Source organism: Gimesia maris, assembly GCF_008298035.1.
In the GTDB taxonomy this organism is placed as follows: domain Bacteria; phylum Planctomycetota; class Planctomycetia; order Planctomycetales; family Planctomycetaceae; genus Gimesia; species Gimesia maris.
This window is the reverse complement of sequence record NZ_CP042910.1, coordinates 5,354,390-5,380,829: the sequence shown is the minus strand read 5'-3', so window position 1 is coordinate 5,380,829 and position 26,440 is coordinate 5,354,390. Positions and strand designations below refer to the sequence as shown.

The following is a 26,440-nucleotide window of genomic DNA, read 5'->3' as shown; positions in this document are numbered from 1 at the left end:
TATTTCAGTCAATAATCATTATTTTTCATAAAAACATCTCAAGTTACCAATGTTGAATACTGATTTTTTTGCATGTGCATTGAGCACTTATACGCTGCTGTCATACGCAGGCTGGCGCATCAATCACAAGCAAGCGTACTGACCTTCCGAGGACGGTATCCTGCAGCATCATATCGAGGCTGAGAGCGGCCACGAGTTGTGGCAGCTTGTTGATTTCAGATTCTTACTGCTTCTTTGAGCCGATGGCTTCAAAAATATTTCCCATTAAACTGTTGATCGTAGTAAGGTCTTCACCAGTCGAGCCATTTGTGGTACGAATTCTTCCATGTCAGTGAATTTCAAGACCCATGAGTCACCGAAGATTTGCTCAGACGCGTAGTCTTCAATTGCGACATTCAGTACACGTATCCCGGACTTACGTAATTGAATCACGGCATCCCGAGTTGCCTTAATGGCTGGCTCTCCTTCGTAGTCAACACCGTTTGGTGAACCATCGCTGACGACGATCATCCAGCGTGGCCGTTGAGAACTGGTATTACTGCGGAATAATTCGCCAGCGGTGCGAATCGCCTGATGATCGTAGTTCAATCCCTCAACAGCATCGCCAATACAAGCGAGGTCTCGGTTGCGTCGGCCAAAGCAATATCGAACCAGACAGTCCCGCTCTTCCAAACCACAGGATGAGTGCGTATAAACCTCGAGCTCGATATTCGGAACGGATCCCAATGCATCGACGAAGAGCGCGGCCACCTGTCGAGCCCTGTCGAATCGAGATGGATCTCCCTGAAACATTGACCCTGACTCATCCAAAAGGAGACACAACGCCAGTCCTGACTCAGACTCCTCTTCCATTCGCTGGCAGAAAATGTGTTCGTCAATAAATCCGCGTGAAATCTGTCGCGGATTCACACGTCCACGTGTGCGTCCCGTGAGCAACCGTTGCTGCCGATCTTGAGCTAGACGAATGGTACGACGGAGGGATTCTTTGTGTTGACGCACGGCTGTTCGATCCAGCGTCATCTGTCGCTTCGCTTCTTCCGTTGCCTGGGAGATTTGAATGACCGTCTTGCGTTCTCCGTCCCAGTCCCAAGCGTCATCAGGTTCGAAATTCTCTATGCTATCGGCTTGCTCTTCTTCATCGGCTAATTCTGCGATTGCATCAATTTCCTGGTCGGACAGTGGGCAACTAATGCCATCACGCGTATCCAGAATCTTCATGACTTCAGGAGAACTAAATCGATTTCCTGCTCGATCGTGCCTGCTATCGCCATGCTTCTCAACTTCACATGCATGATCAAGAAGTCGATCTGAAATCGCCAGTAAAGACTCTCGGTCCTCAGTAAATGCGATGCCAGCAGTGCGTTCAAATCGTTCGGCTTCCTTAAGCAAGCGATCGACCACACCGCTACAGTCTTCATCTTCTGTCATTAGCAAGGCCCGATCTCTGGCATCAGCTTCTAATTGAATCATGGTCCGATCGACCATATTATTGTCAAGTTCACCTGCGCGGCGCTTTTCAACGAATTTCTCTGGAATCTCTGGATAAAGTTTACGATATTTCTGCCAAAACGATTCTGATCGAATCGCGAATTCTTCTACATCAGATTCACTCAAAGGCGCTGAAGGAAACATTGACCGAAGTAATTCAAAGGCACAGTCATGATTGATTGCAGTCCACTGCTGCATCTCGGTCGTGAGTAGATGCGGGCAGCGAATAAAAGCAAACACCAGTTTCTCGATCTTGTCCATATCAGGTAAAGGATCCCAAGTCCCGGAAAGTGTTTGTAATGGTCTTTCTATGAGAGCATGCTTGGTTGTCTGTAGGATGGGGGCGTAGCCTGGCGATTCTGCACGGGCCAGTGCCTCGATTCGTTCATCCTCCCATAAGTTGAAATAGACACGCTTGTGTTTCGACGTTCCAGCAGCCAACCTCGAGAATCCCTCTCGAGTATGGAGGATGTGGCTTGCCTCATGGATCCCAAGTCCACAGTACACAGAAAGGACTTCTGAATGATCACAAGATGCTAAAGGAGCTTTATCCAGCAGGATAAAGGGGTCATTAAATGATGTTGGAGCGTCTGTGAACCCCGCACAGCCTGCTGCACTCTCCGATAAATTCGCAAAGTCTAATTTACAGTGTCGAGGCAATCCGTTATTACGAGTAATATTTCTGACGGCATCAAGAATCTTGCGAAACATCTGCGCATCATTTTCATTGCCCGTTATTGTTCCCCAAGCTGACGATATGGTCGATCGGCTACGACGTCTGACATCGAGTTCCAGGTTCAAAGCGCAGGCGCTTGCATACCAATCGAAATCAGATGCGCCTGCTGTGCTGGTTGTTGTGGTCATGGTTACCCCTTCTCAAATACCTGGCATATCAATGAATGGAAAATCACAGATAGAAGAATCGTCCGATTCGTCGACAAATCGAGCGAACAACTGCTGAAGACGGGCTCTCTCACCTACGTCTCCGCCGTCTTCCGGAAAACGATTCAGGATGCAGTACCGAAATGCACGCGAAAGTCTGATGCCACCAGCGACTTGGTGACCTGCTTCAATCAGGGAACGCGTAGAGATGGTCGTCAAAAAATCACCTTCCTGGGCCTGCTGCCGCTGTAGATGTGCAATCTGCAACAGCTGCTCGGCGTCTTCAGTAACCAGACCGGAACATCGTGAGAGCAGGATTGAAAGTTCCTGCTCAAAGGGGGGAAATTCGAGGTGAATAACCACGCTGAATCGATTCGTCAACGCCTGGTCCAGTTCAGATGCACCGGTATATTCCATCCCAATGTTTGCAGTGGCAAAAAAGCAGACATTCTCTGCTCGATGAATAATGGCTGAATCTTCACTTTCGTCCAAAGCCAGATAGCCCTGGCGGTCAAGCAGCGGCAGGAGAATATTGAAGGCTTCGCGTCCAGCACGACTGATCTCATCCAGAAGAACACAAGCATTAGGAGTTTCAATGGCCGAGACAAATCGGGATTTTTGGAAGATGGTTCCTTTCTCCCGATCCAGGTGTGTATTGCCTATTAGTGTAGAACGTGGTTCTGACATCGCACCAAAGTTGAATGGGTCCAGCTGGCGGCCTGCTGCCTCTGCGAAGCGGTAAACGATTTCTGACTTGCCACAACCTGAAGGCCCCACAAGCAATACACTCTTACCACGAGATGCTGTATGGCAGATCTGCTCCCAGATTTCTGGCAAGACGTAGAATTCGGACTCATCAGGCCGAGGCAGACGCCAGTCTGTTGAGTCTGAAGAAGATTCCGCGATTAGTTCATTCTTCTTTGCTGCAGATGAAATAATCGGCTCATTGTCCACTAACGAGTCCTCAAGGTGAGATTGAATCGCGATCATTCTTCGCACACGTTCACGAAGTTCTCGGAGCGATTCGGTTGATAGCGCATCAAGCATTTTGTCTCGGTTCTCTTCGTTTATGACGCGCGCTACGATAGCGGCTTTGGACCATTTAATCGACTCAAGTTGTTCGGAAGACAGTCCAAGCTCACCGACAAAGATTTTCCGGACGCGAATCAGCTCCTGCGCTTTGCGGAGACCGAAAGAACATTCCCCATGGACGAATTCTTCGAATGATTTAAAACCCCAACCTGCCCAATAACGACCATCTTGGACTTCGGTAAGCAATTCGGACACTTTCCCGTCCAGTCGATTGAGCTCTTTTGATGATTCACGCAGTTCATCCCGAACCACGTCCCTTCTTTCGGAAATGGCAGATTCCTCCAGATTGGTGCACGCGGCACCACCGAATTCGGTTTCCATGAGTTTCTCCGTGCAGGTTTTATGATAAAAAAGTCAAATCAATGGCGGCACGGCAGGTAAAGGGGTAACAGCCGTCCGCATTTTTAGAATGGAACGGCAATTAGCTATTCCGCATCGTTCCACAAGAAGAACGGACGACAGCTCAAGATTTTAGTATTGAGGTGCAAAATCAAGAGATTATGACGGAATCAATACTAGAAGGCACAGAAAGAGACCATTAAGCATGCGATCTCACTGAGCGCAGGCGCTTGCACGAAGACATAATTTAGCTCAATCGCAGCGATTTAACATACCAGCACTTCATTGGTGCATGCCAGCGTATGTGCGTATGCTGGCTGGGACCAAAGAGCCAGGACAGGCAATAGACGTAAACCTATATCATATACGTGCACATGTGCTCCTGTCGGATTAAGCGAGAGAAGAGAGCATTTGTGTGATACCAGTGAGTACGGCCTGCCTTACACTCAGAAGTTGAATAACTATTTGCCCCTCTTCTAGATCAATTGTTTAAGCATACCCGAAATAGTCAAAAGCGGCTATTGCATGGTGGCATTTCGCCTTCTCAACTTCCTTTGAAGATAATTGAGAAAGATACCGCTTCCATGCTTTCTTTCTGGCATTATTGAACGCGACTCCAAGAGTCTCATTCCTTCGATTAATTAGAGCGTATTCATCAAGAAACTCAAGCAAGAATGATGCTCCGTAACAATCATCAACATCCCATTTAGCTGCAACGACGTTACCGCCACCATTGGCGAGAATTCGAGTATATAATCCTTGGACATCCGTGATTGAGGAATGCCTCAGCCGACCAACGGAGCAGGACAGCAAAACGATTAGAGAACAATTACTAAAATCCCCTTCCCCCCGCCATAGGCTTGCTGGTGAATGAGATTGCCCGCCAGAAAACTCAATTCCGAACTTGCCATCAACGCCATGACCGGCGAGGATAAAAATATCGCACTTTTTTGAGTGGGTAGCTGAAATCAAATTCTTCGGAGTAAGTAGCGGATCATCACAGCACCCATAACATACTTGCTCATGGCGTCCATTTCCATTTTTTTCAGACCATCTCTGAACGCCACGCCACAGTATTGGAAATCCAAATGATTTACGTTGACCAGGTTGTTCCCAAAGACCACAAAAAACAGAAGGTCGATTCATTTTGGATGTCTCTCTCATTCTCTGATGCCGATGCAATGTGAGAGAAATGGCAACATTTGTCGCATCCGCTTCTTCAAATATCGGTCGTCCACGATAAGATAGCCATGAAAGTGGTACTGAGTGAAGCGGTCCTTCGACTGAGAAGAGCATTTTCAATTGGCTCGTGCTCTCTATATGATTTTCGAGTTCAGACAGATCAAAGAAATAACTGCATACGGCAAGTTGCCTGCTACAGACATTATTCAAAGATTTGTCCTTCCACTGCATTATCGAAGAGTCATCGCCATCCTGTGAAAGGTATTCATAGCATTGCTTCCAGGCAGCATAAAGACGTAATAGACGATTATCTGAATTCCCATTATCTGAGAAAAACTCGTCCCTGATCGCTCTTAATAGATTTAGTATTCGCGGGAAAGGTATTTTAAGGGCCTTGATATCGCCAGGTTTTAAAAAATCTGCATCACTACTGTTTTTGTGATTTAATGCCTCGCTAATACGTTCTTGAATGCTATGCCATTGGGGATCTTGATACGCTGTATCAGGGGGTAGGGACGAAAAACTGCTTTGGGACTTTCGATTTATATTAACCACATGCCAGATAGCTTCTATGCAAGCATCTGTTTCTAGATTCACATCGTTGATTACTTCTTTTGCATCAGTATCACTGATATGAATACCGAGAAACTTAAGTTGATTCTCTCCGGGTGGTTTGAATAATCCCCACCAAAATAGACGACCCGCATTGTCAAAGGCTGCCCGAATCCATGTGCTGTTATCATGAAGTAATGCGGGTATGCTCGACCCACTGGACACAAAAGAAAGCAACTCTGAATAGCGTTCTGTGACCAAGTCGTCTATGTCTACATATTGCTCCTCTATCGCCTCTATCTTCTCTTCTGCTTCTGACTCCTTGCTTTGAATATGGGTAGTCACGGAACCCGATTTCATGGCTGCGTTATCGAATGAATAACCTTTCAAGTTCTCTAACCATCCATCATAAGTATCCTGAGCAGCTTCTAAAACTACACTCCATGCATCATTATCCATCTTTATTGGCAGATCTGTCCAAGTATTTTCCAAGCTTACATGGTTGGAAGTCCGTTTTGTTACCGCTGCGTCTAGTAAAATGGCTTGCTCAAGAATGATACGATTATCTAACTGTTCAAGCCAATAACTGACCTTGCAACAGAGAGCAGGCACAGTGTATGAGATACCAGCACCTGGTTCTTTAATCTCAGAAAGACCTATAGTGAGAGCTGTGGAGCGAAGGCGTTGTAGCTGCTTCCAGAACTCAATTCGGTTTGAGTAGCCTCGAATATCCAACTCAGAGAGTTCCTGTACTTCTTTCACAACTTCGTCACAGATTCGTAACCGATCAGGATCACTTGTCTTTTGAGAAAGCATAAGCCACGTTAACAGATGCTCTATCCTTTCAGGTGTTTGCAATTCACTGAGCCACCAGGTTTGGGGATATTCTTTCAATGAATAGGATTGGTTCAAGTTCATAAACGACTCAAGCAGTTTTGCGGCATCGTCTACCAGCCCCAGCTGCTCAACAACGGTTGCATAAATCTGTGCAAAACGCAGCCAGGGAATATACGAATTCTCATTTACAATTGCCCTGGCAACGAGGGGGAATTGTATAAATCGAATACCCTGGGACGTATCTGATAAGTCTGCGTTCTTATGCTGCAGTAACTGAAGTACATAAAATGCATCATCCGACAAGTCGTCGGCGTGCAAGGATGATGCTACCTCTGTGATCAAATGACAAATTCTTGTAGTTGCTAGTGGACCAAACCAGCGATCACTTTCAAACTCGTAAGAATCCTTGTTCCGAGTTGTTTCTAACCTGGCAAAACGACTATTTGACATAGCCGCCCATCGAAGCGTGTTATCAGCTTGTGACTCAGAACTTTGCCACAATAGATTTAGTTGCATTCGATAAGCATCTTCCAGACGCCCACAATCTCGATAGGCGTTAGCTAATAAATCAAGATGTTTTGCGAATACAGGATGTTGTATTGATTGACCATGAGCATGGTGTTGGGACCTTCTGGAAGTGCCAGGAGTCCTAAGTGAGCCTAAACTCTTTTCAATCATTTCCACGCATTCGCCGGAATTCCCAGTCATAAACTTAGAATGAGCACTCAATCTGACAAAATGAAAATTCAGATAAGGTGACTTTGGGACCTTTAATTCTAAAAGTGTTGAAATTGCCTCTTCCAGAACCAGTCGTGCAGAACCCCTTAAACAGGATGCCTCAAGTGCCATTCGCAGTTGATCAGTGATTACCACGATAAGTTCTGGTGAAATTAGCACTATCTCATCCAGTGATTGTCGAATGCGATCTCGCGGATGTCGTTTCCCCTCAAGGTCGGCCAGACCTAATAAATTAAGCAGGAGCTTCCTGCCTTTTTGATGACCTCTATATCCCTGCAAGATCCCTACGAGGTGTGCACCTAATTTCAGCTGACGCAGGCGATCATTAGAAAAAAGTGTGGCAAGCGCAGCGGAAAATAACTCTGATTCATCAGCCCCTCTGAGCTCGTCTGGAACGTTCTCACTTACCCCTTGTCGAAACAGAGAGCCCGCACACACATCAAGGGCTACTAAGGGCCTCCCCACTGAAATGAATGTTGAGGATAACGCAAAACAAAAGTCAATCCGATCTTCGTCGGATAACGATGGCGGGTCGAGACAAGCTTTCGAGCGCCGCGTAATGTCACCTTTGATTGCAAGTCCCACTTTTTCAAATATATTCTTACTTTTTGTACTGGGGAACATACTATTCCGGACTCCGAGTCTTTTACCTGCGAGAAGCCAATTCGAGCTACTCACATTTCCAGAGTATCGGGTCTTTACTTTTGAGGAAGTTGGGTCTCCTCCTTCATCTGCAAGAATTGCTTCAATCTGAGTTTCGATCGCGTGCATTCCATTAAAGTCACTCGGATAAAGGCCGACAGATGCAAGTAAAAAACGGTTAGCCAAGTCGCCTTGGTTGCATTGTGTCAGGCATTTTGAATACAACACGAGGAACCGAGCCAGGCCATCATTTGGAGCTTGTCCGAAAATGTCACTCAGGTACTGAATTGGATCGTGACCATACAGCCGTTGTTGAAGGGCCTCTTTGGAAAACCCCAGGAATTGTTCAATGCTGACTAACGCATGTTCTGGCTGGAGTGTATCTATTCCGAGTCTACATAGAAGGTAAAGAGACTCGAATCCAGTTGCGAGAGCCACTGCTACAGAATTCTTAACATTGATTTCCACGCGAATACCTGTCTGATCGAGATGGCAACAAGCATCGATAGATTTTCGCAGAAAGTTGAAAGCAATACAGTATTCACCCATGGCTGCCAGAAGCCACGCGCATTCAGTTGCTATCCTCAAGCCTTTCTCAGAGTTCGCTGGCAAAGACATTTCGGGGGATGACAGTGAACAAGCCAAAAGAATAAGGCGAGTTGGAATGTCATCGCATTCGATTGCTTGCCTGATAGCAAAATCAGGAGTAAAAGTATTTTCAGACCACAGGAACGACTGTAAAAAATCGGATTCTTCCGAACAGCTTAGGGCGTAACGGACTTTTGCCGGATTCTCCGAACGATCGATTAGTCTTACAACACAATCATTAAGATGCTCTAAAGCATCTAAATATATATTGTGAATAACTCTACTTTCCTGTGGCAGGCTATCAAGCTGATTGGAAATCCGCTGTTTCCAAAAAACAGGCACAATATTGAGTGTATTCATCGCAAATCCTGCCTGATATTCATAGCGGAATCGGGATAACAGTTATTGTAAATCGAATCGGATATCTCAAGAGACCGTCTATTTACTATTGGGTTTGAATAAAACGAGGAAGCGAGAGGAGCGACTACCTGGTGAAGAGTTATGGCCAAGTTCGAGCCCAATATGCTTTCCTTTGCCGAAAGGGAAGGTCATAGAGATAATAATCTCACCATCGTCATACCCCATTTCGTTAAATGCTGCACCAACATCTCGAAGTCGAGACTCTATTACATCAGGGGGGTCGGTGCTGTTACAAATAACTACTCTGGCAGTGTCACCAGGTTGGGGGGCAAATAGTCCCGATGTAGTGCGCAACTTTAGTTCAAGTAAATCATCGTCTTCCGAGCACCATACATAGATAATGCCGACATCATTTGAAGAGGTAATTGAGTTCTCTGCATAAATAACCAGGCAGGCATCTGATTTCTTGAAAATAAGTTCGGCAAATGAATCATAAACAGCGGCCTTGACCGGTCCCGCCGCTGTCGAATATAGCATCCCAGGGTAGCTCTCTTTCTGTGTTTCATCTGATGGAGACCAGATTTCCAGAAGCTCTTCTCCAATGAGAGTTTGTACTTCTTCCCAAGCTTCGCCATCGGCCCGCCAGACTTCGTCTCTCATACACATCAAGGCAATTGGGTTTGTAGCCAGTTTACTAATTTCATCATCTGACAGAGATTGCAAACCATCATCTAAGATGCCGTTGAGCTGGTCCATTGTGAGTGGGGCCATGTTATCGACATAATCTCCATTTTTCACGATTGCGACCTGTGTAAGGTACCATTCGTAGGTATCAAGGTCCAGAAAAGCAGCCTCCATTGCCCGTGTAAGAACATAACGATTCGGGACTCTGCCATACATAGACTCTCGCAGAAGAGAGCGGATCTCCTTACCATTAATAGGTCGGCCGTTTACTAGTAAACCAAGTTTTTTTGCCAATGATGTGCGCATTAACTAATCGTCCTCTCAGGCAGGTTTAAAGGCGGACTTTCAAATTTAAATCGATGGAATTCCCACTTTGCCGCTCACGGGTATTAGCCTGGTTCTCGCGATATTCATAGACAAGATCTGTTTCTTCTGTTGGACTTCCTGGCGGGATGGTAATATGAAGAGGTATTCCCCAATCTGGTTTTTTCTCTAACTCTCCGTCAATTCTTTTTGCCTTGCTTCCATCGTGTTCCATTGAGCTGACATCTCCTATACGAGAATGCCATTCCAATTTCATACCATGCGGGCGTCCTACCGGTAGTTGTTTATGCTCAATAGAAAACAGGATTGTATCTGCCAAGAACTCAATTTGATTTCCTTTTGAATCCGCACATTTCATTTTTTTTCCTATATACTTGGCAATACGCACACATCCTTCGTCATTTAGGATGTACTTCTCGCCCCCAGTAGTCAAAGAAAAAAAGACCCCCGCTTCTGAGCGAGTCTCGCTATCTTCTATGCAGGGAGGAAATTCCAATATACATAGAACCCTCATCGGCTGATGAAGTAATAAGTAGCCACGCAATTCATCGCGTAACGGGACGCGAATCTGTGAAATCCTGGAGTCTTGAATATTATGTGGTAATTTTGAACGAATTTCTTCCAGAGAAGTAGACGAATCGAGAACCCATTCAATGTTCTCAACAATAAATAATTTATTTTCGAGTGTACCCCGATTATCCGGGTCCTTTAAAGTCAACTCTGACTTAATCTCTTCAGAGCGTTTTTCTTTCCACTCCGCAATGGGGGATAGTAAAAATGATTGGGTTATCCCGAATAGTTTAGCCATACTGAGGCCAGTTGTCGCATCAACATTTTTGTCATAAATGATCTCACGGGCAGCTCCTGGACCTAGAACACCATTATTATCTCTAAGCCTTTGATTCAATCTCTCGTCTCGTTTACGCTTGCGGAGTATGTCCATGCAGCAATGGCGAACAATTCTGGATAGCCAAGCTTTGAACCTAGCCCCTGGATCAAACCCAGTCCCAGGATCAAACTGAGAAACCCGTTGACTTGCTTTCATATAAGCCTTTTGAACAGCATCTTCTGCGTCATTAATATCACGAGAAAACACTCTTGCAACCGCCAGCATATCTTCACGAAGCATTTCTAAATTATTACTCAGAGTCGGTTCATCCATCTTTTTCAGTCATCCAGAGCCAAAGTGAAACAAGTGACATACGCGATATAAACTAAAAACCAGATTACTAAAATCGAGATAAACAGTATTGCGATTGCTGGGGAAGTATAACTCAAGTAGAGAATTATACTTCCATCTTGAAACAAATCCCTTCGAGTTTAAGCCTTGTTTAAACCGTATAGAATATCATCATGAGCTACAGATAATTTCTTGGCTGAAACAGCACGACTTGCAGCAAGTACAATCGCGTTGCGAATGTCTCGCCCGCAGATACCGTCGATCTCTGATAGCGCATCAATATCGACACCATCCAATGGAAGTTTTTCCGGAAGATGATTTTTCCATAATTCGTACCTCATGCCTTTGTCCGGAAGTGGAAAGTCAATTCTTAAAACACGGGTGGTGAATGCATGGTCAATATTGTCCACTAAGTTTGTGGCAAACACAACTACACCGTTGTGTTTTTCCAGCTCAATTAACAATTGGCTTGTCATTGAATTCGCTGCCCGTTCAGAGCCCTGAGTCACCTTCATACGACTTCCGAGCAGAGTGTCTGCCTCATCAATGAAAGCCAGGGCGTTCTGTTCTCGAACAGCTGCAAAAAATGCCGCCACCAGCTTCGGGCCTTCTCCAAGGTATTTACTTTCCAAATCTGCGGTTGTGACACTAAGTATTTTCTGGCCAAGGTGACTTGCCAGGCCATGTGCCGTAGCTGTCTTTCCGGTACCAGGAGGACCATTAAACAATATCGCTGCACGAGCATGAGCTTGAATCTCACTTAAGCCCCATTCCTCAAAGAGCTTTCGCTCGTGCTCAATTGTAGCCACTGAGGAGAGCATTGTTTCGCGGATTTTCTCCGGAAGGCACACCCGTTCAAAAGTGAACTCTGGTTGACAGGCTTGAAGATCGAACTTGAAATCTTCGGTTAGCTTATTTTCCGAGGTATCAGCAACCCCCGATGGCATATGGCCATTACGACGACATGCTCGAACCTCAATATCAGTCATACCCGTTCGATCCTCGAAATCGTCGACCGCCCGGATTATGCGAGCACGCAACATGGCCTGCTCACTTTCCGAGGCTGAAGAAAGACCATTAAATTTTATACGTGAAGCTTTCATGAAAAATTCTCTCCATTGTTTTATATCTGTAGTTGATTCACATAATGACTGATTTTAGACATTCCAAACTGCCAAGCCATCTTCATTGTGTGCTGATAAAAATTGCTGATCAACTTCGCTGGAGTTGACTGTGCGTTGTGACTCATATTCCTGAGTTGAAGTATTAAAGACTCCTTGGACGACCTGGTAGTTACCATGTTCCAGGTTCTGGAGTATTGTCACGGCCAATCGGTCACTGACTTGACGATGTCCTAGCTGCTCACGGAACCAGTCAACAATGGAATCGATACTTAAGACAGTAACTACGATACCTGCAATGATGGCACCTGTTATTAGGGTGCCAACTAAGCTCCAAAAACTCATGTCCTGCTCCTTATGTGTTAGAAAAACAATAGACTGTTGACGTTGGGAAATTGAAATATCCTCTACGATATTACTGATAGACCACCATCTCCTGAGTGCGGTGCAGATTTGCCAATTCGGAATCCATTTGATCGCCAACCATTTTTTGGCCATCCAAAAGTGTGTTAGTACGCTGATTGAAAATGCCCTGATAAAGGGAATAATCGCCGTTATTTAGTTTTTCGCGAATTGTAAATGCGATGTTATCAGCATCACTATTGACGAGAGATGCGCGTGATTTGAACCAGTTGATCACAGCATTGACAGTCAGGACTGCTGCATAGATTACAGCTGCTCCAACGAAAAGACTGATAAGAGTTCCAATCATTCCAAACATGTGAATCTCCATTTGGTAATTAAGAAGGTTAATTTTCGGGTAAATCAACTTGGTGGCAGCCCCTCGAGCGCCTTTGACTTCGTAAGATTTAGTATTGAATAAAGTGACTTCCCATTTATGTCACTCAATGACGATCATGGATTGAGCACCGAAATAATCCGACAGTTCCAGATCAATTTTACGAACTCTTTGGGCACGTCCGCATGGCACTCCTCTGGAGTCCATAATTAGATTGTTCTCGGAATCAAGAAAAGCGGTAACGACTTTGAGAAACTGATCATGTTGTTCCTTCAATAGCACTGCTCGAACGCTCTTCACATTCTGAGGCCCGTTAGTAGTTATCCATTCAATAACCTCACGAAATGAGAGTTCCTCAACAAAACCGTGATCAAGAGGAATGGATTCCGTATGCTCTCGTACGCTGCCATCACATGCAGATGCTAACGAATTGAATGTGACACTAATGGCACGACAAGTGGTGCCTAACACCCGAGAAAGTGGATTAAGAAAATGACTTCGCATGATGATTTTACTTCTCTAAATTTGAGTTTGAATTGTGAGCCGCTTACGTCACATTAAAAACGCATCTTCTGATGAAATATTTAGTATTTTGAGACTGATGCCCCAAAATATATTGTTCAGTAGAAGTCCAATTGCAATAAAACCCGACCAGATTGCTCGCTGAGAAATCAGCCAAATTGAATTTTTCAACGGAAAACTCAGAGATAAACTGCTCAATGATGAGCTCTTCGATTTGTAAAAATGTACTTTCTCTTTGTCTCTCCGTATTTGAGTACGAATGGTATCGGAAACAGATCTTTGATCAGCAGTCTTTGCTCATTCGCGGAGTGCAGTGCTGATTTCCAGGCAAGCATATTTTCCTGCTAAATAAGATATTTCTTCACACATAACGCTCAAGAGATCTTCCCCTTCAGCGTTTTCTTCATATGTGAAGTCAAAGTATTGATTTCCTGATCGTTATCGGATCTGTACTAACACAGTCATTCGATATCTATTTCTTCTCCTTGTTTCCCTCTAAGTCAAGAAGGTTATGTCACCATGCATCTGTCACTTCAGACACCAGAACCAACGGCTGATGTATTCCCAGCCGAACAACAGACCGGTAATAAAAACGAAAGTGCTCTACAAACTGGAACGCCTCATGTTTCTCCCTCAAATAAAACGGAACAAGAAATTGATGTGAGAGAGCAGCAGTACGAATGGTTTTGGTCAATGTAAAGTTTTCGATCTTGGTGTATCCCCCCTATACCCAACCATGAACCAGTTGGAATGCGAATGAACAAGGGGCCCTCAGGCCAGACATGCCTGGTCTGAGGGTGTCCGATTCCAAATTAAAAAAGCATTGGCTTCAAGCCAGCCAAAAGTCTCTCTTTCCTCAAAAAACAGAGTCCAAACCAATCCACTCCTCAAGCAACACCAAGATAAAACGCTTGTGAACACTGTTTCTTTAGTGGTTGATGTCATTTTTATCGGAATTTCTTCAAAGAAATCGAGGACATCAAAACTTGTTCGTTACAACAGTCTGTGTGCTCCGCGGCCGCCATTACTCAGCACTACTGAAAGACTGAATTCTTATCCCACAGTGGAGCATGCGCAAGCGCTTGCGCTGTCAGATTCACCGTTCACAGTCTTGTGTAGTCCTCTCGCTCCAATCGGAACCAGTTCCTGAAATTCAAAGTTCCAGCTAAATCTTGAAATTTCAGATATTTCCAAGAGAAAAAGCAGGGTTGAGAACCGTTTTAACAACGAAGCCTGGAGCATGACTTTAGAGGTCAGAACGAAACACATTGGTACTTTTTCCTGTTTATGACAGTTTTTCGAAGCAGATTGCTAAAAGCTTTGGAGATTGCATCGTTTCATTTCTATAGAAATGCACTCTTTCCCGTCTCATCAAGGATGAGTTGCATTCGCAACAGGAAGCAGGAAATTCTGAGGAGGAAACATGACTACACTGAAAGAATATGAACTGGAATCCAATGCTAAGGCTCGACTGCAGCGGATCGATTTATCATCAAAGATCCCCCCTTCTGATCCAGGTTGCTGGTATTCGGTCTACTATGGCGAATTCCCCGCGGCTGATTTGATTGTCGCCAAAGCGTCCGATCGCATTGGGGTGGATCAGATACTGGATGCAGCTGATAAGGGCTCCCTGCAGTTCCTGTTAATTGATCTCGATCAGCACCCCTGGCTTGCCCACGAAGACGGCCGACTAACCCAATTGGTGCGCAGTGCGGAAATCGAGGGGCTGCGAGTTGTTCCGTATTGCTGTGAACCGCTGGAAACCATCTCCACATTTGAAAGTAGAGATGCCGCAATCGCTTTTTGCCTTCAAAAGTGGGAACTGCAGCTTCTTAAAAAGTTCTGCTGGTAAGCGGTGGGGGCCTGAGTAGTGGAACTCCCGTATTTCAAAGACAGGCATTACAAATAAATAAGACTTCTGACTCAAATAAAAACACGAACAAAAAGAATAGTGATGGAGACATTTGTTATGTCGGAATCAGCAATCGATCGGGTTAATCAGCTAGCTGAGGCTTACTACTTTCAACGGTCGGAAGATGAGATGTCTATTTATGACTGGTTGGATGCCAATTACGCAATGGGGCATAAGTCGTGGAGGCTGTTAGCCAAAACTGAACAACCAAGTTATTACTGGCTTTTAGGGATAGCATGCCAGACTCAAGCTCCTTGGAAGAATAAAGTTCGCGCATATCCAGAGATTTATGTTCCGCCATTAGCGTCGGAAGCAAACGCTGCAAGCAAATCGTTATTCCGATTGGGAGCCGAATCTGGATGTAGATATTCTCAATATGAGTATGCCTGCATATTCTTAAAACGAAAAGATTATTCTTCGGCATTCAATTGGTTTCTTGCATCGGCTAATCAGGAATTCTCACCTGCGATGCATGCCATTGGCATCTTTTTTTTGAATTCATGGAGCTTGCCAAGATCTGATTATAATCAAGCGTTTCATTGGATATCACGTGCTGCTGAAAACGGATTGTGTCACTCGCAACTTACACTTGCCCTATTTTATCGGGATGGTATCGGTGTGCCACAGGATATTGAAGAGGCGAGACGGCGGCTCCATTGTTTAAGATCAACAGGCCATCTTGAAGCAGGGGTGTATTTGCGGAAACTGGATGAATGATCTCACCTAAACTCAAGAGACAGGGGAGGGTACCTGAGTTTCAATAAGATGAGAGTGCAGACCGAACTTACGGCAAACCAGGCGAAACTCTTGTCCGCTGGAGTCAAGTATCTTACCCCAAAAGTTTACTTTCGCTGGATTCACTTAGAGAGCTTTTAGCCATTCCAAATCTGAAGCTTGATAATATTAGGGAACTCAACCAAGAGCAGGCAGAGTTAATTGCATCACATGAGGGATATGTTACTCTGCAAAATATCAATAATGCCCCTGACAACGTACTGTCGACATTAGCAGCTTTCAAAGGCAAAAGTCTGTACCTAAATGGGCTTGGGACTGTTAGTGCAACAGCCTGTCGTGAACTCATGGCTAACCATGCGATTAGTATGCGCTGCATGATCGAATAAAAATACGTTTTGATAGTTAACTGAGTCCAGTCATGGCTATTAATGCGAGAGCATAATTCATCGCGGAAGATTTCTCGGCAACCTTGCTGACACGACCAAGCGGAGATCGCGTCAGCTTTAAACTAAGGGTAAGCATTACATAAAGTTATATCGCACAATGGTTTTTGTTGTGCACACTATCTTATGAACGCGTCCTTAACGTCGATGTTCCTCAAAAATTTACTGCTGAATCACAAACCTGACTGGTTGCTGGAAGAGTTTCTGGGTGGATTCACTGTCTTGCAGTCTGTGCTCCAACATTTCGATTGCTAGCTCCCGCGGGAGGCATTCTGAAAACTTCAGTCCGTCGATCGCTTGCTCTTCAATAGATGGATACATTTCATTAGGATCTCGTTGACAGACCGCTTTGATCGCGACTTCGATGTCCTGCAGTTTCAGTGTCTGGTGAAATGTCAGTGTGAAACTGTCAAACTGGACATCATGTCGAGTCTGTTGAGAGAGCTGCCGCGCCAGAGTTGCATTGACCTGAGAACCTGCATAAGTCCACCACTCGACTTCCTGGCCCCCAGTTTGTATGGCAATCGAAGAAGCTGGGTCCAGCCAGGCGTATTCTTCACGAATATCTGTGAGGTATTGAGTGGCCCGTTGTGACAGGTAATCACGATTTAAATCTGTAGACAGAATCTGTTTCATGGACTGTGCCATTTGAAAGTTCAGTCCCTGTCCTGAGCCTTGCCAGCGTGTTCTTCCCTTTGATTCAGTTGGTTCCACGTAGGCTTTTCGTCTTTGCCAGTCGATGTGATTGACCTGCCATGCCCGCCCACCTAACAGTAAAATTCGTGGCCCTTCCTGTTTGCTGAGAAAGGTCATTTCATCGACATAACCCAGTTCCTGTCTTCCGTACAATACCGAAAAAAGAGGGGGGGAAAGGAACACGGAAAACAGTTCCATGAAATTACGTCGACCGTATGTTTCTTCCCCTGACTGTCCCATTCCTAAAATACCAGAATCTTCCCACAGGATACCGCGTTCCAACATCGATGATACCAGTTGATCAACCTGACTGGGGGATATTGACTGAAATCCTGAAACGCCACTCAGCCAGGAAAACCAGTCTCTTTGACCAATGCCACTCTCCTGCAGGATCAAAGCCATCAATTGTTGAGCTAGAATATGGTAAGGCAGAGATGGTGGCTGTACCGGTTCAACATAACCTGTGGACCAGAGATCGATCAAAGCCGCCGCTTGAATCAGCATTTCTTCCTTAGTTGCCAGAAACAGACAGTTACGCAGTGTCCCTGCGCGACGCCCGGTGCGCCCCATTCTTTGCAGGAAACTGGAGACAGTAGGAGGAGAGTCGATCTGAATTACTCGATCCAGGTTTCCTACATCAATGCCCAGTTCAAGGACACTGGTGGCGACGATCGCGCAGTCATCTCGGGAAGCGAAAGCCTCTTCGGCCTGTTTCCGCTGTTCCTGGCTGAGGGAGCTGTGCGTCACAAAAGTCGTAATTTCCAGACGCCGGAGTTCGGCGGCCAGTTGTTCGGCCCGGGCACGACTGTCGACAAACACCAGTCGCTTCTCACCACGGTGCAGGCGGGAAATGACGACAGCTGCATTGGAGAGTGAGCCGACATAATCCAGTTGGACATCTGCAGCATCTGAACCGGAAGCAAGCGGCAAAAACACGTCGCGCGGCCCCTTGCAGGAACCTGCCAGCCAGTCAACCAGTGTTTCAGGATTGCCTACGGTTGCGGAAAGTCCCAGGCGCTGTAGTTCCCGACCTGCAATTCGTGAAATCCGTTCCAGGACAGAGAGCAGATGCCAACCTCGATCATCTCCGGCGAAGGCATGAATTTCATCAATGATGACAACCTGAAGATTACCAAACAGCCGCTGTGCATCAACATTCGGGGAATCCAGCATCACCTCCAGTGATTCAGGAGTTGTCAACAGACAGTCGGGCGGTTCGCGCAGGATCTTTTTACGTGCTGAAGGCTTCACATCGCCGTGCCATAACGCAGAGCGTCTTCCCAGCAGGCGACAGTAGCCTTCCAGACGGACGTCAAGATTATTGAGCAGCGCCTTAATGGGACAGATATAAAGCACGCTCAGGCCGTTCCATTCTTCCGTGAGCATCCGGGAGACAACCGGAAAAAAGGCGGCTTCCGTTTTTCCTCCTGCTGTGGGCGCGAGGACTATCAGATGTTTGCCTGCCAGGATCTGCGGTATGACTGCTTCCTGAAACGGACGCAGTTCCCGCCAGCCAAGACTGTTAACAATGTGATGCTGCAAAGCTGGATGGAGAAGGTCAAAACTGCTCAATGTCACTCTTTATTTTTCTGAAATCATTTTTAATAATTTATTTATTCGGCTGTTCTTTCAGACCCATTTCTATAACTCGAGTTCGATCTGATCTATATCCGTAGCACCAGCGGCCTGGCGTTCGACGGTGGTTAATTCTGAATCGGTCATCGTCAGCGTGTAATGTTCGTGCGGTTTGAAATCGTCGAACTGGTCGATGCGGTCGAGGATGTCCGCCACCAGCTTTTTCAGAAAGATCCGGGGAGCCACTCCCACTTTTCCACCCAGTTTACCGGCCACTGCCTGGGCCAGTTCCTGCACATAGCTGTCATCACACAACTCTGCAATCCGTTCTGAGGCCTGTGCGTGCTGCTGGTAGATATCTCGAACCTTACATCCTACCAGGCAGAGACGTTCGAGGCTGAAGGCCGGAAGGCGAATTTGTGGGGCGCGGGGATTGTCAAATCGGGCATCGGTCTGGAAGTCGACATGCAAACGTTGGGCCAGCGGTTCCAGTCGTTGAATTCCCTGAGGACCTTCGTAAAAGGCAGGTGTGCCTGTTACCAACAGATAGAGTCCGGGAAAACGACCCGAATCGACTTCGTCAATCAACTGACGCAGTGCATTAAGACTTTTATCCCGTACATCGCTGCGCACACGTTGAATGGTTTCCACTTCATCCAGAATCAACAGCAGTCCCGGATGTCCGGAATCACGCAGAACAGTCAAGACTCCCTGGAGAAAACTCAATGCGCCAAAATGGTCTATATCACCCTTCACGCCACAATACCGTTTGGCCGAGGCAGACACATTCGGTTGCCCGGCCAGCCAGGCCAGAATACCGTCCGCGATTGCTCTTTCGCCTGCCACCTGTGCCCGGCGATAACCTCGCAAGGCTGAGCTGAAAGTCGGCGTGATATCGGTAACCTTGGCCAGTCGCTGTTCCAGCAACTCGTTCGTGCGCTCCAGCAGGGCCTGCTGATCTGCTTCGTCAATCTGTCCTTCAGACAGGACATCTTCCTCAAGTGCATAGAACCAGCCATCGACAATATTTCGCCAGGCACCCTGGGGAGTCCCTGCTGTGGAAAGCCGTTCCATCAGCCTGCGATAGACTGTTTCCAGGCGATGCAGGGGTGTCTCCGTTTCCGAGACCTGGACTTCCGCCGAGGCAAATCCCTGTTTGCGTGCCTGATCTGCGAGCCAGCGTGAGAAGAATGTTTTTCCGCAGCCGTATTCACCTCGGACTGCCTTAAATACTCCGCCTGAGGAAGCAACTTTCTCCAGTTCTTCTTTGAGTGCCGGTTCAAAATGATCGAGACCGACGGCAAATGCATCGAGACTGTTCTGGGGGACGGTACCACGCCTGAGGGCGTCAATAATTTCTTCTCTGCGCCGGGGACTGATCATGGTAGCCTAGTCCTCCAGACCAAATTGTTTGAGTAGCAGATCACGCTGGAGCTCTACGGTATCGGATGTTTCGTCGTAGCGAATGACATCGTAACCGTCTACGTTCAGCACGCGTTCGGTTTTTGCCAGGATACCCCGCATTCGCATTGGAGGTGCTTCGAGTGCGCGCGTCAGTGCTCGCAGTGTCATTGTTCCCTCCCGTCGGTCCAGGGCATGCAGCAGACGGGTAAAGGTGGCATCATCGGGAAGATGTCGTCCACCCAGACGTTTCTGATCTTTAAAAACCGGGCTTTTCAGTAAACTCTGAATCCACGCAGGTACTGCTGGTGCTTCTGCGGGGGCAGATGTTTCCGGTTCGTCTTCGAGGTCATTAAACAGCATTGGCGTTTTGGAGACTGGCTTCCGTTTTGGTTTGGCGGGCGCTGCCGGTTTAATTTCTTCGATCTCAGGTAAAACTTCATCCCACCAGGCCGGTGTATCGATGGGTTGTTCACTCCAGCCCGTCGGGATTTCATCTGTACTGGACAGTACCACGATCGGCACAATCATTTCCTGTGGTGACAGACCGCCATGGTAACCGTTTTTCTTCATGGTGTAGCGGATGCGTTCGCTCCAGGGGGCCACCAGTTTCTGCCCTGCACTTAAGACTCGACTGCCTGAAATCAGTGTCTCGCCCTCTGTCGGTGACACACCTGCCGGTCTCCAGCGTTCGCCTCCCGTGGTTTCATCGGTGCCCGGTCTGTGTTGTGTCTGGCAGTCGAGCACATGACCATGATCGCTGACTAGTACTACCAGGCGGCTGGCATTGCGGGCTTCGTGTAACAGGGTGGGCAGGACCTGGATCTGTTCGCGAGACCAGCGCGTATCAAGCTGTTCCCCTTTGAGTAAATTATCATCCACGGCATTCACTATGACGCCTACCACACTTCGTGAAGAAGCGATTTCTTTTCGCAGGTCTCCCGCCAGATCACTTTGATCAGGTCCCTGCAGCCCTGCTTTATGATACAGCAGCGGAGGCTGTGCATTTTTGTTGCTGCCTGTGAGTTGAGGGTGATTTTGGAATCCCTTTTTTTCTTCGTTTTGACCTCCCTGTTTCAATTTTCCTGTCAGCAGGCTGGTCCGGGAGAATTCGGTCACAGAGGGTATCACTGCCATGGCGGGACGGTTGAAGCGGTGATTCGGTTCTGCCAGTGCTACCCACTCGTGTCGAGTGAGATTACTGAGTAGTTCACGACAGACGGCTACACTCATGCCGTCAATGACGATTAACAACACTGGCTGTTCTGCAGCCAGCGGGGCGACGATCTGTTCCAGGATCTGTTCGACTGGTATGACATCATTTCCCTTCGAACCAGCTGAAGTCCAGTCCGCCAGTAACTGAGAAACATGCTGTGCCTGTCGTTCGCGGACCTGTGTGACCTTCTCAAAAAGTTGCAGATAGGCCTGCGATAAAACTTCTACCGCATCACCGTGCCGCAACTGGAGACGTGCCCAGTCAAGAAAGCCACCCGTTTCCAGCTGGAAGCGGGCAGCCGCTCCCAGTGACTGTGGATCCTTTTGGTGAGACTGGCTCTCTTCGCGCAGCCAGCGTACCAGACGCAATGACATCTCCAGCCGTTCCAGCTGTCGAGGATCCTGGTTCGCCAGATCATGTTTCCGGACAGACTCGCTCAGTTCCTGGAGCACACTGATTTCACTCCAGGAGTTCCGGCTTACCATATCCGACAGGGTTTCGCCAAAGCGAATTAACCGTTGCTCGAAACCGAGCAGGGACGAATGACTCAGATAGGCATACTTCTCTGCAGAGAGTTCTTTCAGGATCTCATCTGAGCGCTGAACAATCTGGCGATGTCGCTTAGGAGCAGCATGCTGCAGTGAACGGACTACCTCACGGGCGGACGAAATCCAGCGCTGCATCAGTTCCGGCTCTGGGGAGTGATTCTTGAAATATCGTCCTTCGAACTTTCCGCACGCTTTCTCCAGTTTGCCTTGGGCCTCTTGATGGAACAGGACAATCATGGCTATTCCGATCGGCAGGGGATCCTGCTGGAATTGCTCCTGCTGCACACATTGCAGAATCAATCGCGCGACGGGACCTGCCTGTTCACTGAGCCACTTGATGGTTGCTTCCTGGAATTCAGGAGTACTGTGACGGAAATGTTGTGTCGCTGTGTGGTCCAGAGTCCATTTCAAAAGTGAGGTCAGGTCAGGCGCTTCCCCCCGCAGTTGAATCTGATGTTCCAGTAAGAACGACCAGGCCGATTCGGCATCGAGAAAACCGCCCCGCGCCGGAGGAAAACCATGGCGGGATCCCAGTTCCAGCAGGGTCTCCGCGAGCCAGGGGTGATGCGTCAGCCGCGTATCCACATTGCGGGCATTGAACTGGGAACAGACCATCTGCCAGGGATCGATATTGAACAGTTTGTGTTTGGCGAGCCGATAGCGTAAATCATCGCCGAGTTCGTTCTCATCCAGGCCAGTGATCAGCACTTTGGTTGTTTTTTTCTCCACCGGTTCCCTGATGGCAATACGGCAGGCCAGGGGGGAATCGCATTGGTAGATCAGGTAGGTCTGGTCGCCGTCCTGAATGCGCGTGTCATCACTCCAGCGTCCTGATGACTGGATACCAATCACGTCGGCCCGGGATGATTTCTGCTGGATTGTCGCGACCTGTGCTTTGATCTGACTGAATGTCGGGGCTGTAAGCGTCATTTCTGACTGCCTCCTTCTTCAATCACCCAGCTGACATTCACGCGCGCCTGCTGGGCTGGTTTCAGTCTAGCTTTGAGTTCTGAAAGTATCTCCTCTGCTGCTGAGAGCGTTAGCCCCTGCTTTGTTCCCTGGTCGATGATCTGAGCCGCTGCGCCAGATGTCGGAAGAGGGGGCGAATCGTTGTCTGTCGGTGTTTCAGCTGTCGTAGTTTCACCTTCGGGGGTGGGCGGAGTTTCAATCGCCTGCGAGACGAGTCGCATGGCACGCGCCTGTGCTGTATTCAAAGCCGGTCCCAGGTCCAGTACATGTTCATCACTCATCATGGTTTCTTTCAGATCCACCAGGATTTGTTTCGAGGCACTATGAAAATTGGGTGGCAGTTTCTGAAGCAATTCAAACGATTCCCAGTTGGTCGCATTCAATTGACCTTCCAGTCGAGCAGCTTTACTGATGCATTCTCCCATGGCGGTTTCGCTGGTGACGATCGTGGCTTCTGCCAGCAATGACACAATTTCTTCCGGTTTGGCAGTACTCAGATTTTCAATCAGGATCTGGCTGGCGACTGCGGTCTGCATCCGATCTGTCGATTCGGCTGTTATCTCCAGATCGGTCATGTGCTGCTTCAGATTCTGGCAATACGATTGACAGGCTTTGCGGGTTTCCACGGCTTTTGACTGGCAGGCTTCGGACAGCGAATTCACGTTTCCGGCACTCAGCAGGGAGGAACCGGAATACCCAAACAGACTGGCGGCCAGTGCCTGGGCCCGCTGCCACTCGTTTTCTGTGGGGAGCGAAATGGGGCGCAGTTCACAGGCATCCGGCAGATTGGCAATAGTTGCCTCAAATGGCGCGCCGTGCAGAAAGGGAGTCCAGCTGGTCTGGGCAGCGTAAATCAGGATCACCAGGTTCTGCGCTTCTTTCGGAAGCCCCATCGGCTTGGGATCGTCGATCCATTTGCGGAGTTGTGTGACTGACTGCTCACTGCCGGTCTCGGCTGATTTTTTTGAAAAGTGAGATTTCCAGTGGTGCCCCAGAACGAAGTGCGTCGCATCGATGCCCATCTCGCCCAGTTGCAGCGGAACGGCGATCTGTCGCAGGAGTGGACGCAGGGTTTTGTCGATGGCGAGTCGACCATCGGTGGTCTGCGTGGCTGGCAGGATCAGTTCATAGACCTTATTCAGCGTACTCTTTTTGATCTCGCCTTCAAACAGCGGGGCTGCCGGAAATTCGTGTTCCAGCGCCTGGCTGAGTAGATTCTCCATCGCGCCTGACAGATTCGCTGCGACCGGTGGTTGCGGCGTAAAGCCTGGTTTCAGAGAGGCATAATGTTCGTTCAGCTCCAGGTCGTGTGTGCTGTCGATGGACTCACTGGCGTGACGATCCAGACCGTAGGCGGCATCCAGGTTATTTTTCACACGCTGTCTCAACTGGTTCCGTTGACTCTCCAGAATAGTTTTTGCCGACTGACGATCCTGCGGAGAGAGGTGGCTGGAATACTCGCTGAAACGCTCACCGGTCATCAGAAAGTCCAGCAGGTAAAGCATGCCCACATCCTTTTGGGAATCCGCAGTAAAGAACGAGGGGACCCAGCAGAGGGTACGACTTCCTTCCGGATGCGACTGCATAAACCGCTGGAGCGTGCTCAGGTCGTCGCGGGGTCCATGGCCTGGTTCATCAAAGGGAAAATCGATGACCAGCTTCCAGTCGGCGCTTTCATTATCCAGCGATGAATCTGGCAGCTCACGAATATTACGGAACAGCACATTGCAGACCCGCTTTGTATTCCGCCAGGTAAATTCGTGAAACTGTTCGAACTGACCCTCTCCCTGAATGCCGAGCTGCTCGAACAGAATCTGCCGGATCAGGCGGCTGCGGTTCCCCTGGTTGTCTTCGCGACGGACCTGCTCGATAATGCTTTCGGTATCCACGCCGGAAAGCTGGACTGTGATCGTCGGGTTGCTTTCATCGCCCAGCCGGATTTCACCAACACTTCCAGACCAGTGCTTGAAGCGACGGAGTACCTCGGCTGCTTCCTTACCGGGGATCGGAGTTTTGATAGTGCCGTGATTCAGCGCAGCCAGCTTTTCAGCATTCAAAGCCCGCAGTGATTCCACATTGGGAACCAGGGCCGAGAGCAGCAGGGTTTTGATCAAGCGGTCATCGTTGCGAAATGCCTTCCGCGTGGGGTCATTGTAAGGCAGGTCTTCCAGATCTTCGTGATGTATGTTGTGTTCTTTTTCGAGCAGCGGGAGCAGCTTGAGATGATAGAGCCGCTTGGCATTGTCGAAGTGAATCCCCATTTCCGGGCTGAAGGCTTCGTCTCCATGCGCGACGACATCGAACAGGTCGCCCACCGGAATCAACTCGCCCAGTTCCAGCGTTTCGCGATGATCGACGAGCAGCTGCAGCATGACCTTGAGCGCCGTTCGTTCGCGCTGCAGGACACTTGAGACGCCAATCAGCGTCTGTACCAGCGCGGGGCTGAACGGGTAGACCTGCCGGAACATCTCCTGGTTCCCTTCATGGGTCAGCAGAATATTCATGACGTTGTCTTTGATCCGTGCGGTTTTGTCGAAGGCGGCATTCAGTTCCCTGCGGGCCGAATCATTCTTACATCGCAGAACACGTTTGGAAGCGATCGCGGGCAGGTTGCGGTCTTCCAGGGTAATCGTGTCGAAGCGTCCCTGCTGCCAGTCGAGCGAATCGCTGAAGCTGAGTTTTTCGGCACCGGGAACATGATCGCCGACCAGCTCGCGCAGATCCCGCTGCCGGGCCACGAAGCTGATCAGGGGGATCGGGCGTTCGGCGGACTGGGCTTCGACCAGATTGGTCAGCTTGGCGGCTTCGCTGCGGACAAAACTCAGATCGGCCGATTGTGTCGCCAGCCAGAGAATCAGTTCGTCCAGAAACAGGATCAGCGCATCGTAGCCCAGGCTGTGGGCGTGCTGGCTCATCAGCGAGAGCCCTTTGTCGAAACGGACAAAGTTCCCGCCGCGCTGGCTGACGACTTCGGCGTGGGACGAAGCGACTGTCTTAAGCAGCGTGCTGACCAGCTTGAGATGCGGTTCCGAATCGGGATCGGCGGCCGCGGCTGCTTCGAACGACTCTGCCGTCCAGACGCTTTCCAGGTCTCCCCATCCGCCGCTGCTGGCACCCTGGTCATTGTTGAGGCGTTTGAAAAAGGGTTCGTCGCCGTAGTTTTCACGTTCGTTCTGCGCCTGTTCGATGAGTGAGGCAGAAAGATAAACGGGGGGCGTGGGGGCCTCGGGATGCGTGCGCCGCATGAAGTCGACGTAGTTCCCCAGGATGCCCGATTCCATGTCGTGCGCGCCGATCATGTGGTAGGGAACCAGCAGGAACTTTTTGCCGCCCAGCCAGGCGTTGTGTTTCTGAATGACGGCCGCCAGTTCGGGAATGCTGCGGGCGGCGGTGTTCCCCTGCAGGATCAGATGCAGGACCGCCATGAAATGACTCTTCCCGGAACCGAAGCTGCCGTGCAGGTAACTGGCTTTGCTGGAGCGGTTCTGAACCGAGTTGCCGATAAACGAGAGCGCACTGTCAAAGCAGGTCGCCAGCTCAGGCGTGACGACATAATGATCGAGGACCACATCCGGCCGATCAATGTCCTCAGAGAGCTTTAAGACAAAATCCCCCTTCTGCACACGCTCGGGGATGTCGATGAGTTCTTTGATGAGTGTCATGGGTATCGTATCG

Annotated in this window: 16 protein-coding genes; 3 read left to right on the top strand and 13 right to left on the bottom strand. The window is 48.4% G+C overall.

Annotated features, from left to right (window positions below; all coding sequences use genetic code 11):
- Nucleotides 1–264 precede the first annotated feature (264 nt).
- The 9 genes from GmarT_RS19795 to GmarT_RS19755 all read right to left on the bottom strand — a co-directional run bounded on the left by GmarT_RS19795 (nt 265) and on the right by GmarT_RS19755 (nt 13,252).
- Nucleotides 265–2,352, bottom strand: a complete 2,088-nt coding sequence (locus GmarT_RS19795) for a vWA domain-containing protein (RefSeq protein WP_002646752.1) — start codon at nt 2,350–2,352, stop codon at nt 265–267.
- A 12-nt stretch (nt 2,353–2,364) separates the two neighbouring features.
- Entirely contained in the window at nt 2,365–3,783 is a 1,419-nt protein-coding gene (locus GmarT_RS19790; protein ID WP_002646753.1) for an AAA family ATPase, read from the bottom strand.
- Between the two features lie 507 nt (nt 3,784–4,290).
- Nucleotides 4,291–8,700, bottom strand: a complete 4,410-nt coding sequence (locus tag GmarT_RS19785; protein ID WP_002646754.1) for a CHAT domain-containing protein — start codon at nt 8,698–8,700, stop codon at nt 4,291–4,293.
- Between the two features lie 78 nt (nt 8,701–8,778).
- Nucleotides 8,779–9,690 carry a hypothetical protein gene (locus GmarT_RS19780; protein WP_002646755.1) on the bottom strand — a complete coding sequence of 304 codons (912 nt, stop codon included), beginning with the start codon at nt 9,688–9,690 and terminating at the stop codon, nt 8,779–8,781.
- Between the two features lie 25 nt (nt 9,691–9,715).
- Nucleotides 9,716–10,870 carry an RNA polymerase sigma factor gene (locus GmarT_RS19775; protein ID WP_002646756.1) on the bottom strand — a complete coding sequence of 385 codons (1,155 nt, stop codon included), beginning with the start codon at nt 10,868–10,870 and terminating at the stop codon, nt 9,716–9,718.
- A gap of 158 nt (nt 10,871–11,028) precedes the next feature.
- Nucleotides 11,029–11,991 carry an ATP-binding protein gene (locus GmarT_RS19770; protein ID WP_002646757.1) on the bottom strand — a complete coding sequence of 321 codons (963 nt, stop codon included), beginning with the start codon at nt 11,989–11,991 and terminating at the stop codon, nt 11,029–11,031.
- 54 nt (nt 11,992–12,045) lie between these two features.
- Nucleotides 12,046–12,354 carry a hypothetical protein gene (locus GmarT_RS19765; protein WP_002646758.1) on the bottom strand — a complete coding sequence of 103 codons (309 nt, stop codon included), beginning with the start codon at nt 12,352–12,354 and terminating at the stop codon, nt 12,046–12,048.
- Nucleotides 12,355–12,424: 70 nt separating this feature from the next.
- Nucleotides 12,425–12,730, bottom strand: a complete 306-nt coding sequence (locus GmarT_RS19760) for a hypothetical protein (protein WP_002646759.1) — start codon at nt 12,728–12,730, stop codon at nt 12,425–12,427.
- 120 nt (nt 12,731–12,850) lie between these two features.
- Nucleotides 12,851–13,252: a hypothetical protein gene (locus GmarT_RS19755; protein WP_002646760.1), complete on the bottom strand. Its 402-nt coding sequence runs from the start codon at nt 13,250–13,252 to the stop codon at nt 12,851–12,853.
- Between the two features lie 537 nt (nt 13,253–13,789).
- Here GmarT_RS19755 and GmarT_RS19750 point away from each other — a divergent pair.
- From GmarT_RS19750 to GmarT_RS19740, 3 genes are all read left to right on the top strand, one after another.
- Complete coding sequence (locus tag GmarT_RS19750) at nt 13,790–13,969, top strand: hypothetical protein (RefSeq protein WP_002646762.1); 180 nt, start codon at nt 13,790–13,792, stop codon at nt 13,967–13,969.
- Nucleotides 13,970–14,693: 724 nt separating this feature from the next.
- Nucleotides 14,694–15,122, top strand: coding sequence for a hypothetical protein (locus GmarT_RS19745; RefSeq protein WP_002646763.1), 429 nt, complete (start codon nt 14,694–14,696; stop codon nt 15,120–15,122).
- Between the two features lie 117 nt (nt 15,123–15,239).
- The gene (locus tag GmarT_RS19740; protein WP_187782311.1) at nt 15,240–15,899 is read left to right on the top strand and encodes a tetratricopeptide repeat protein; all 660 of its coding nucleotides are present in this window, start codon (nt 15,240–15,242) and stop codon (nt 15,897–15,899) included.
- A gap of 623 nt (nt 15,900–16,522) precedes the next feature.
- Here the strand turns inward: GmarT_RS19740 and GmarT_RS19735 are convergent.
- From GmarT_RS19735 to GmarT_RS19720, 4 genes are all read right to left on the bottom strand, one after another.
- Nucleotides 16,523–18,628 carry a DEAD/DEAH box helicase gene (locus GmarT_RS19735; protein WP_044238083.1) on the bottom strand — a complete coding sequence of 702 codons (2,106 nt, stop codon included), beginning with the start codon at nt 18,626–18,628 and terminating at the stop codon, nt 16,523–16,525.
- Between the two features lie 69 nt (nt 18,629–18,697).
- Nucleotides 18,698–20,014, bottom strand: a complete 1,317-nt coding sequence (brxD, locus tag GmarT_RS19730) for a BREX system ATP-binding protein BrxD (RefSeq protein WP_002646766.1) — start codon at nt 20,012–20,014, stop codon at nt 18,698–18,700.
- Between the two features lie 6 nt (nt 20,015–20,020).
- Nucleotides 20,021–22,726, bottom strand: coding sequence for a BREX-2 system phosphatase PglZ (gene pglZ / locus GmarT_RS19725; protein ID WP_002646767.1), 2,706 nt, complete (start codon nt 22,724–22,726; stop codon nt 20,021–20,023).
- On the bottom strand, nt 22,723–26,427 hold the full coding sequence (locus GmarT_RS19720) for a DUF6079 family protein (RefSeq protein ID WP_002646768.1): 3,705 nt from the start codon (nt 26,425–26,427) through the stop codon (nt 22,723–22,725). Before GmarT_RS19720 ends, pglZ begins: the two co-directional genes overlap by 4 nt.
- Nucleotides 26,428–26,440: the final 13 nt, after the last annotated feature.

What these genes read in the sequence shown, in the direction of transcription:
- GmarT_RS19740 (WP_187782311.1), top strand. Translation starts at nt 15,240, where the DNA reads ATGTCGGAATCAGCAATCGATCGGGTTAATCAGCTAGCTGAGGCTTAC.
- GmarT_RS19775 (WP_002646756.1), bottom strand. Translation starts at nt 10,870, where the DNA reads ATGGATGAACCGACTCTGAGTAATAATTTAGAAATGCTTCGTGAAGAT.
- pglZ (WP_002646767.1), bottom strand. Translation starts at nt 22,726, where the DNA reads ATGACGCTTACAGCCCCGACATTCAGTCAGATCAAAGCACAGGTCGCG.
- GmarT_RS19720 (WP_002646768.1), bottom strand. Translation starts at nt 26,427, where the DNA reads ATGACACTCATCAAAGAACTCATCGACATCCCCGAGCGTGTGCAGAAG.
- GmarT_RS19755 (WP_002646760.1), bottom strand. Translation starts at nt 13,252, where the DNA reads ATGCGAAGTCATTTTCTTAATCCACTTTCTCGGGTGTTAGGCACCACT.
- GmarT_RS19760 (WP_002646759.1), bottom strand. Translation starts at nt 12,730, where the DNA reads ATGTTTGGAATGATTGGAACTCTTATCAGTCTTTTCGTTGGAGCAGCT.
- brxD (WP_002646766.1), bottom strand. Translation starts at nt 20,014, where the DNA reads ATGATCAGTCCCCGGCGCAGAGAAGAAATTATTGACGCCCTCAGGCGT.
- GmarT_RS19750 (WP_002646762.1), top strand. Translation starts at nt 13,790, where the DNA reads ATGCATCTGTCACTTCAGACACCAGAACCAACGGCTGATGTATTCCCA.
- GmarT_RS19745 (WP_002646763.1), top strand. Translation starts at nt 14,694, where the DNA reads ATGACTACACTGAAAGAATATGAACTGGAATCCAATGCTAAGGCTCGA.
- GmarT_RS19785 (WP_002646754.1), bottom strand. Translation starts at nt 8,700, where the DNA reads ATGAATACACTCAATATTGTGCCTGTTTTTTGGAAACAGCGGATTTCC.
- GmarT_RS19780 (WP_002646755.1), bottom strand. Translation starts at nt 9,690, where the DNA reads ATGCGCACATCATTGGCAAAAAAACTTGGTTTACTAGTAAACGGCCGA.
- GmarT_RS19790 (WP_002646753.1), bottom strand. Translation starts at nt 3,783, where the DNA reads ATGGAAACCGAATTCGGTGGTGCCGCGTGCACCAATCTGGAGGAATCT.
- GmarT_RS19770 (WP_002646757.1), bottom strand. Translation starts at nt 11,991, where the DNA reads ATGAAAGCTTCACGTATAAAATTTAATGGTCTTTCTTCAGCCTCGGAA.
- GmarT_RS19795 (WP_002646752.1), bottom strand. Translation starts at nt 2,352, where the DNA reads ATGACCACAACAACCAGCACAGCAGGCGCATCTGATTTCGATTGGTAT.
- GmarT_RS19765 (WP_002646758.1), bottom strand. Translation starts at nt 12,354, where the DNA reads ATGAGTTTTTGGAGCTTAGTTGGCACCCTAATAACAGGTGCCATCATT.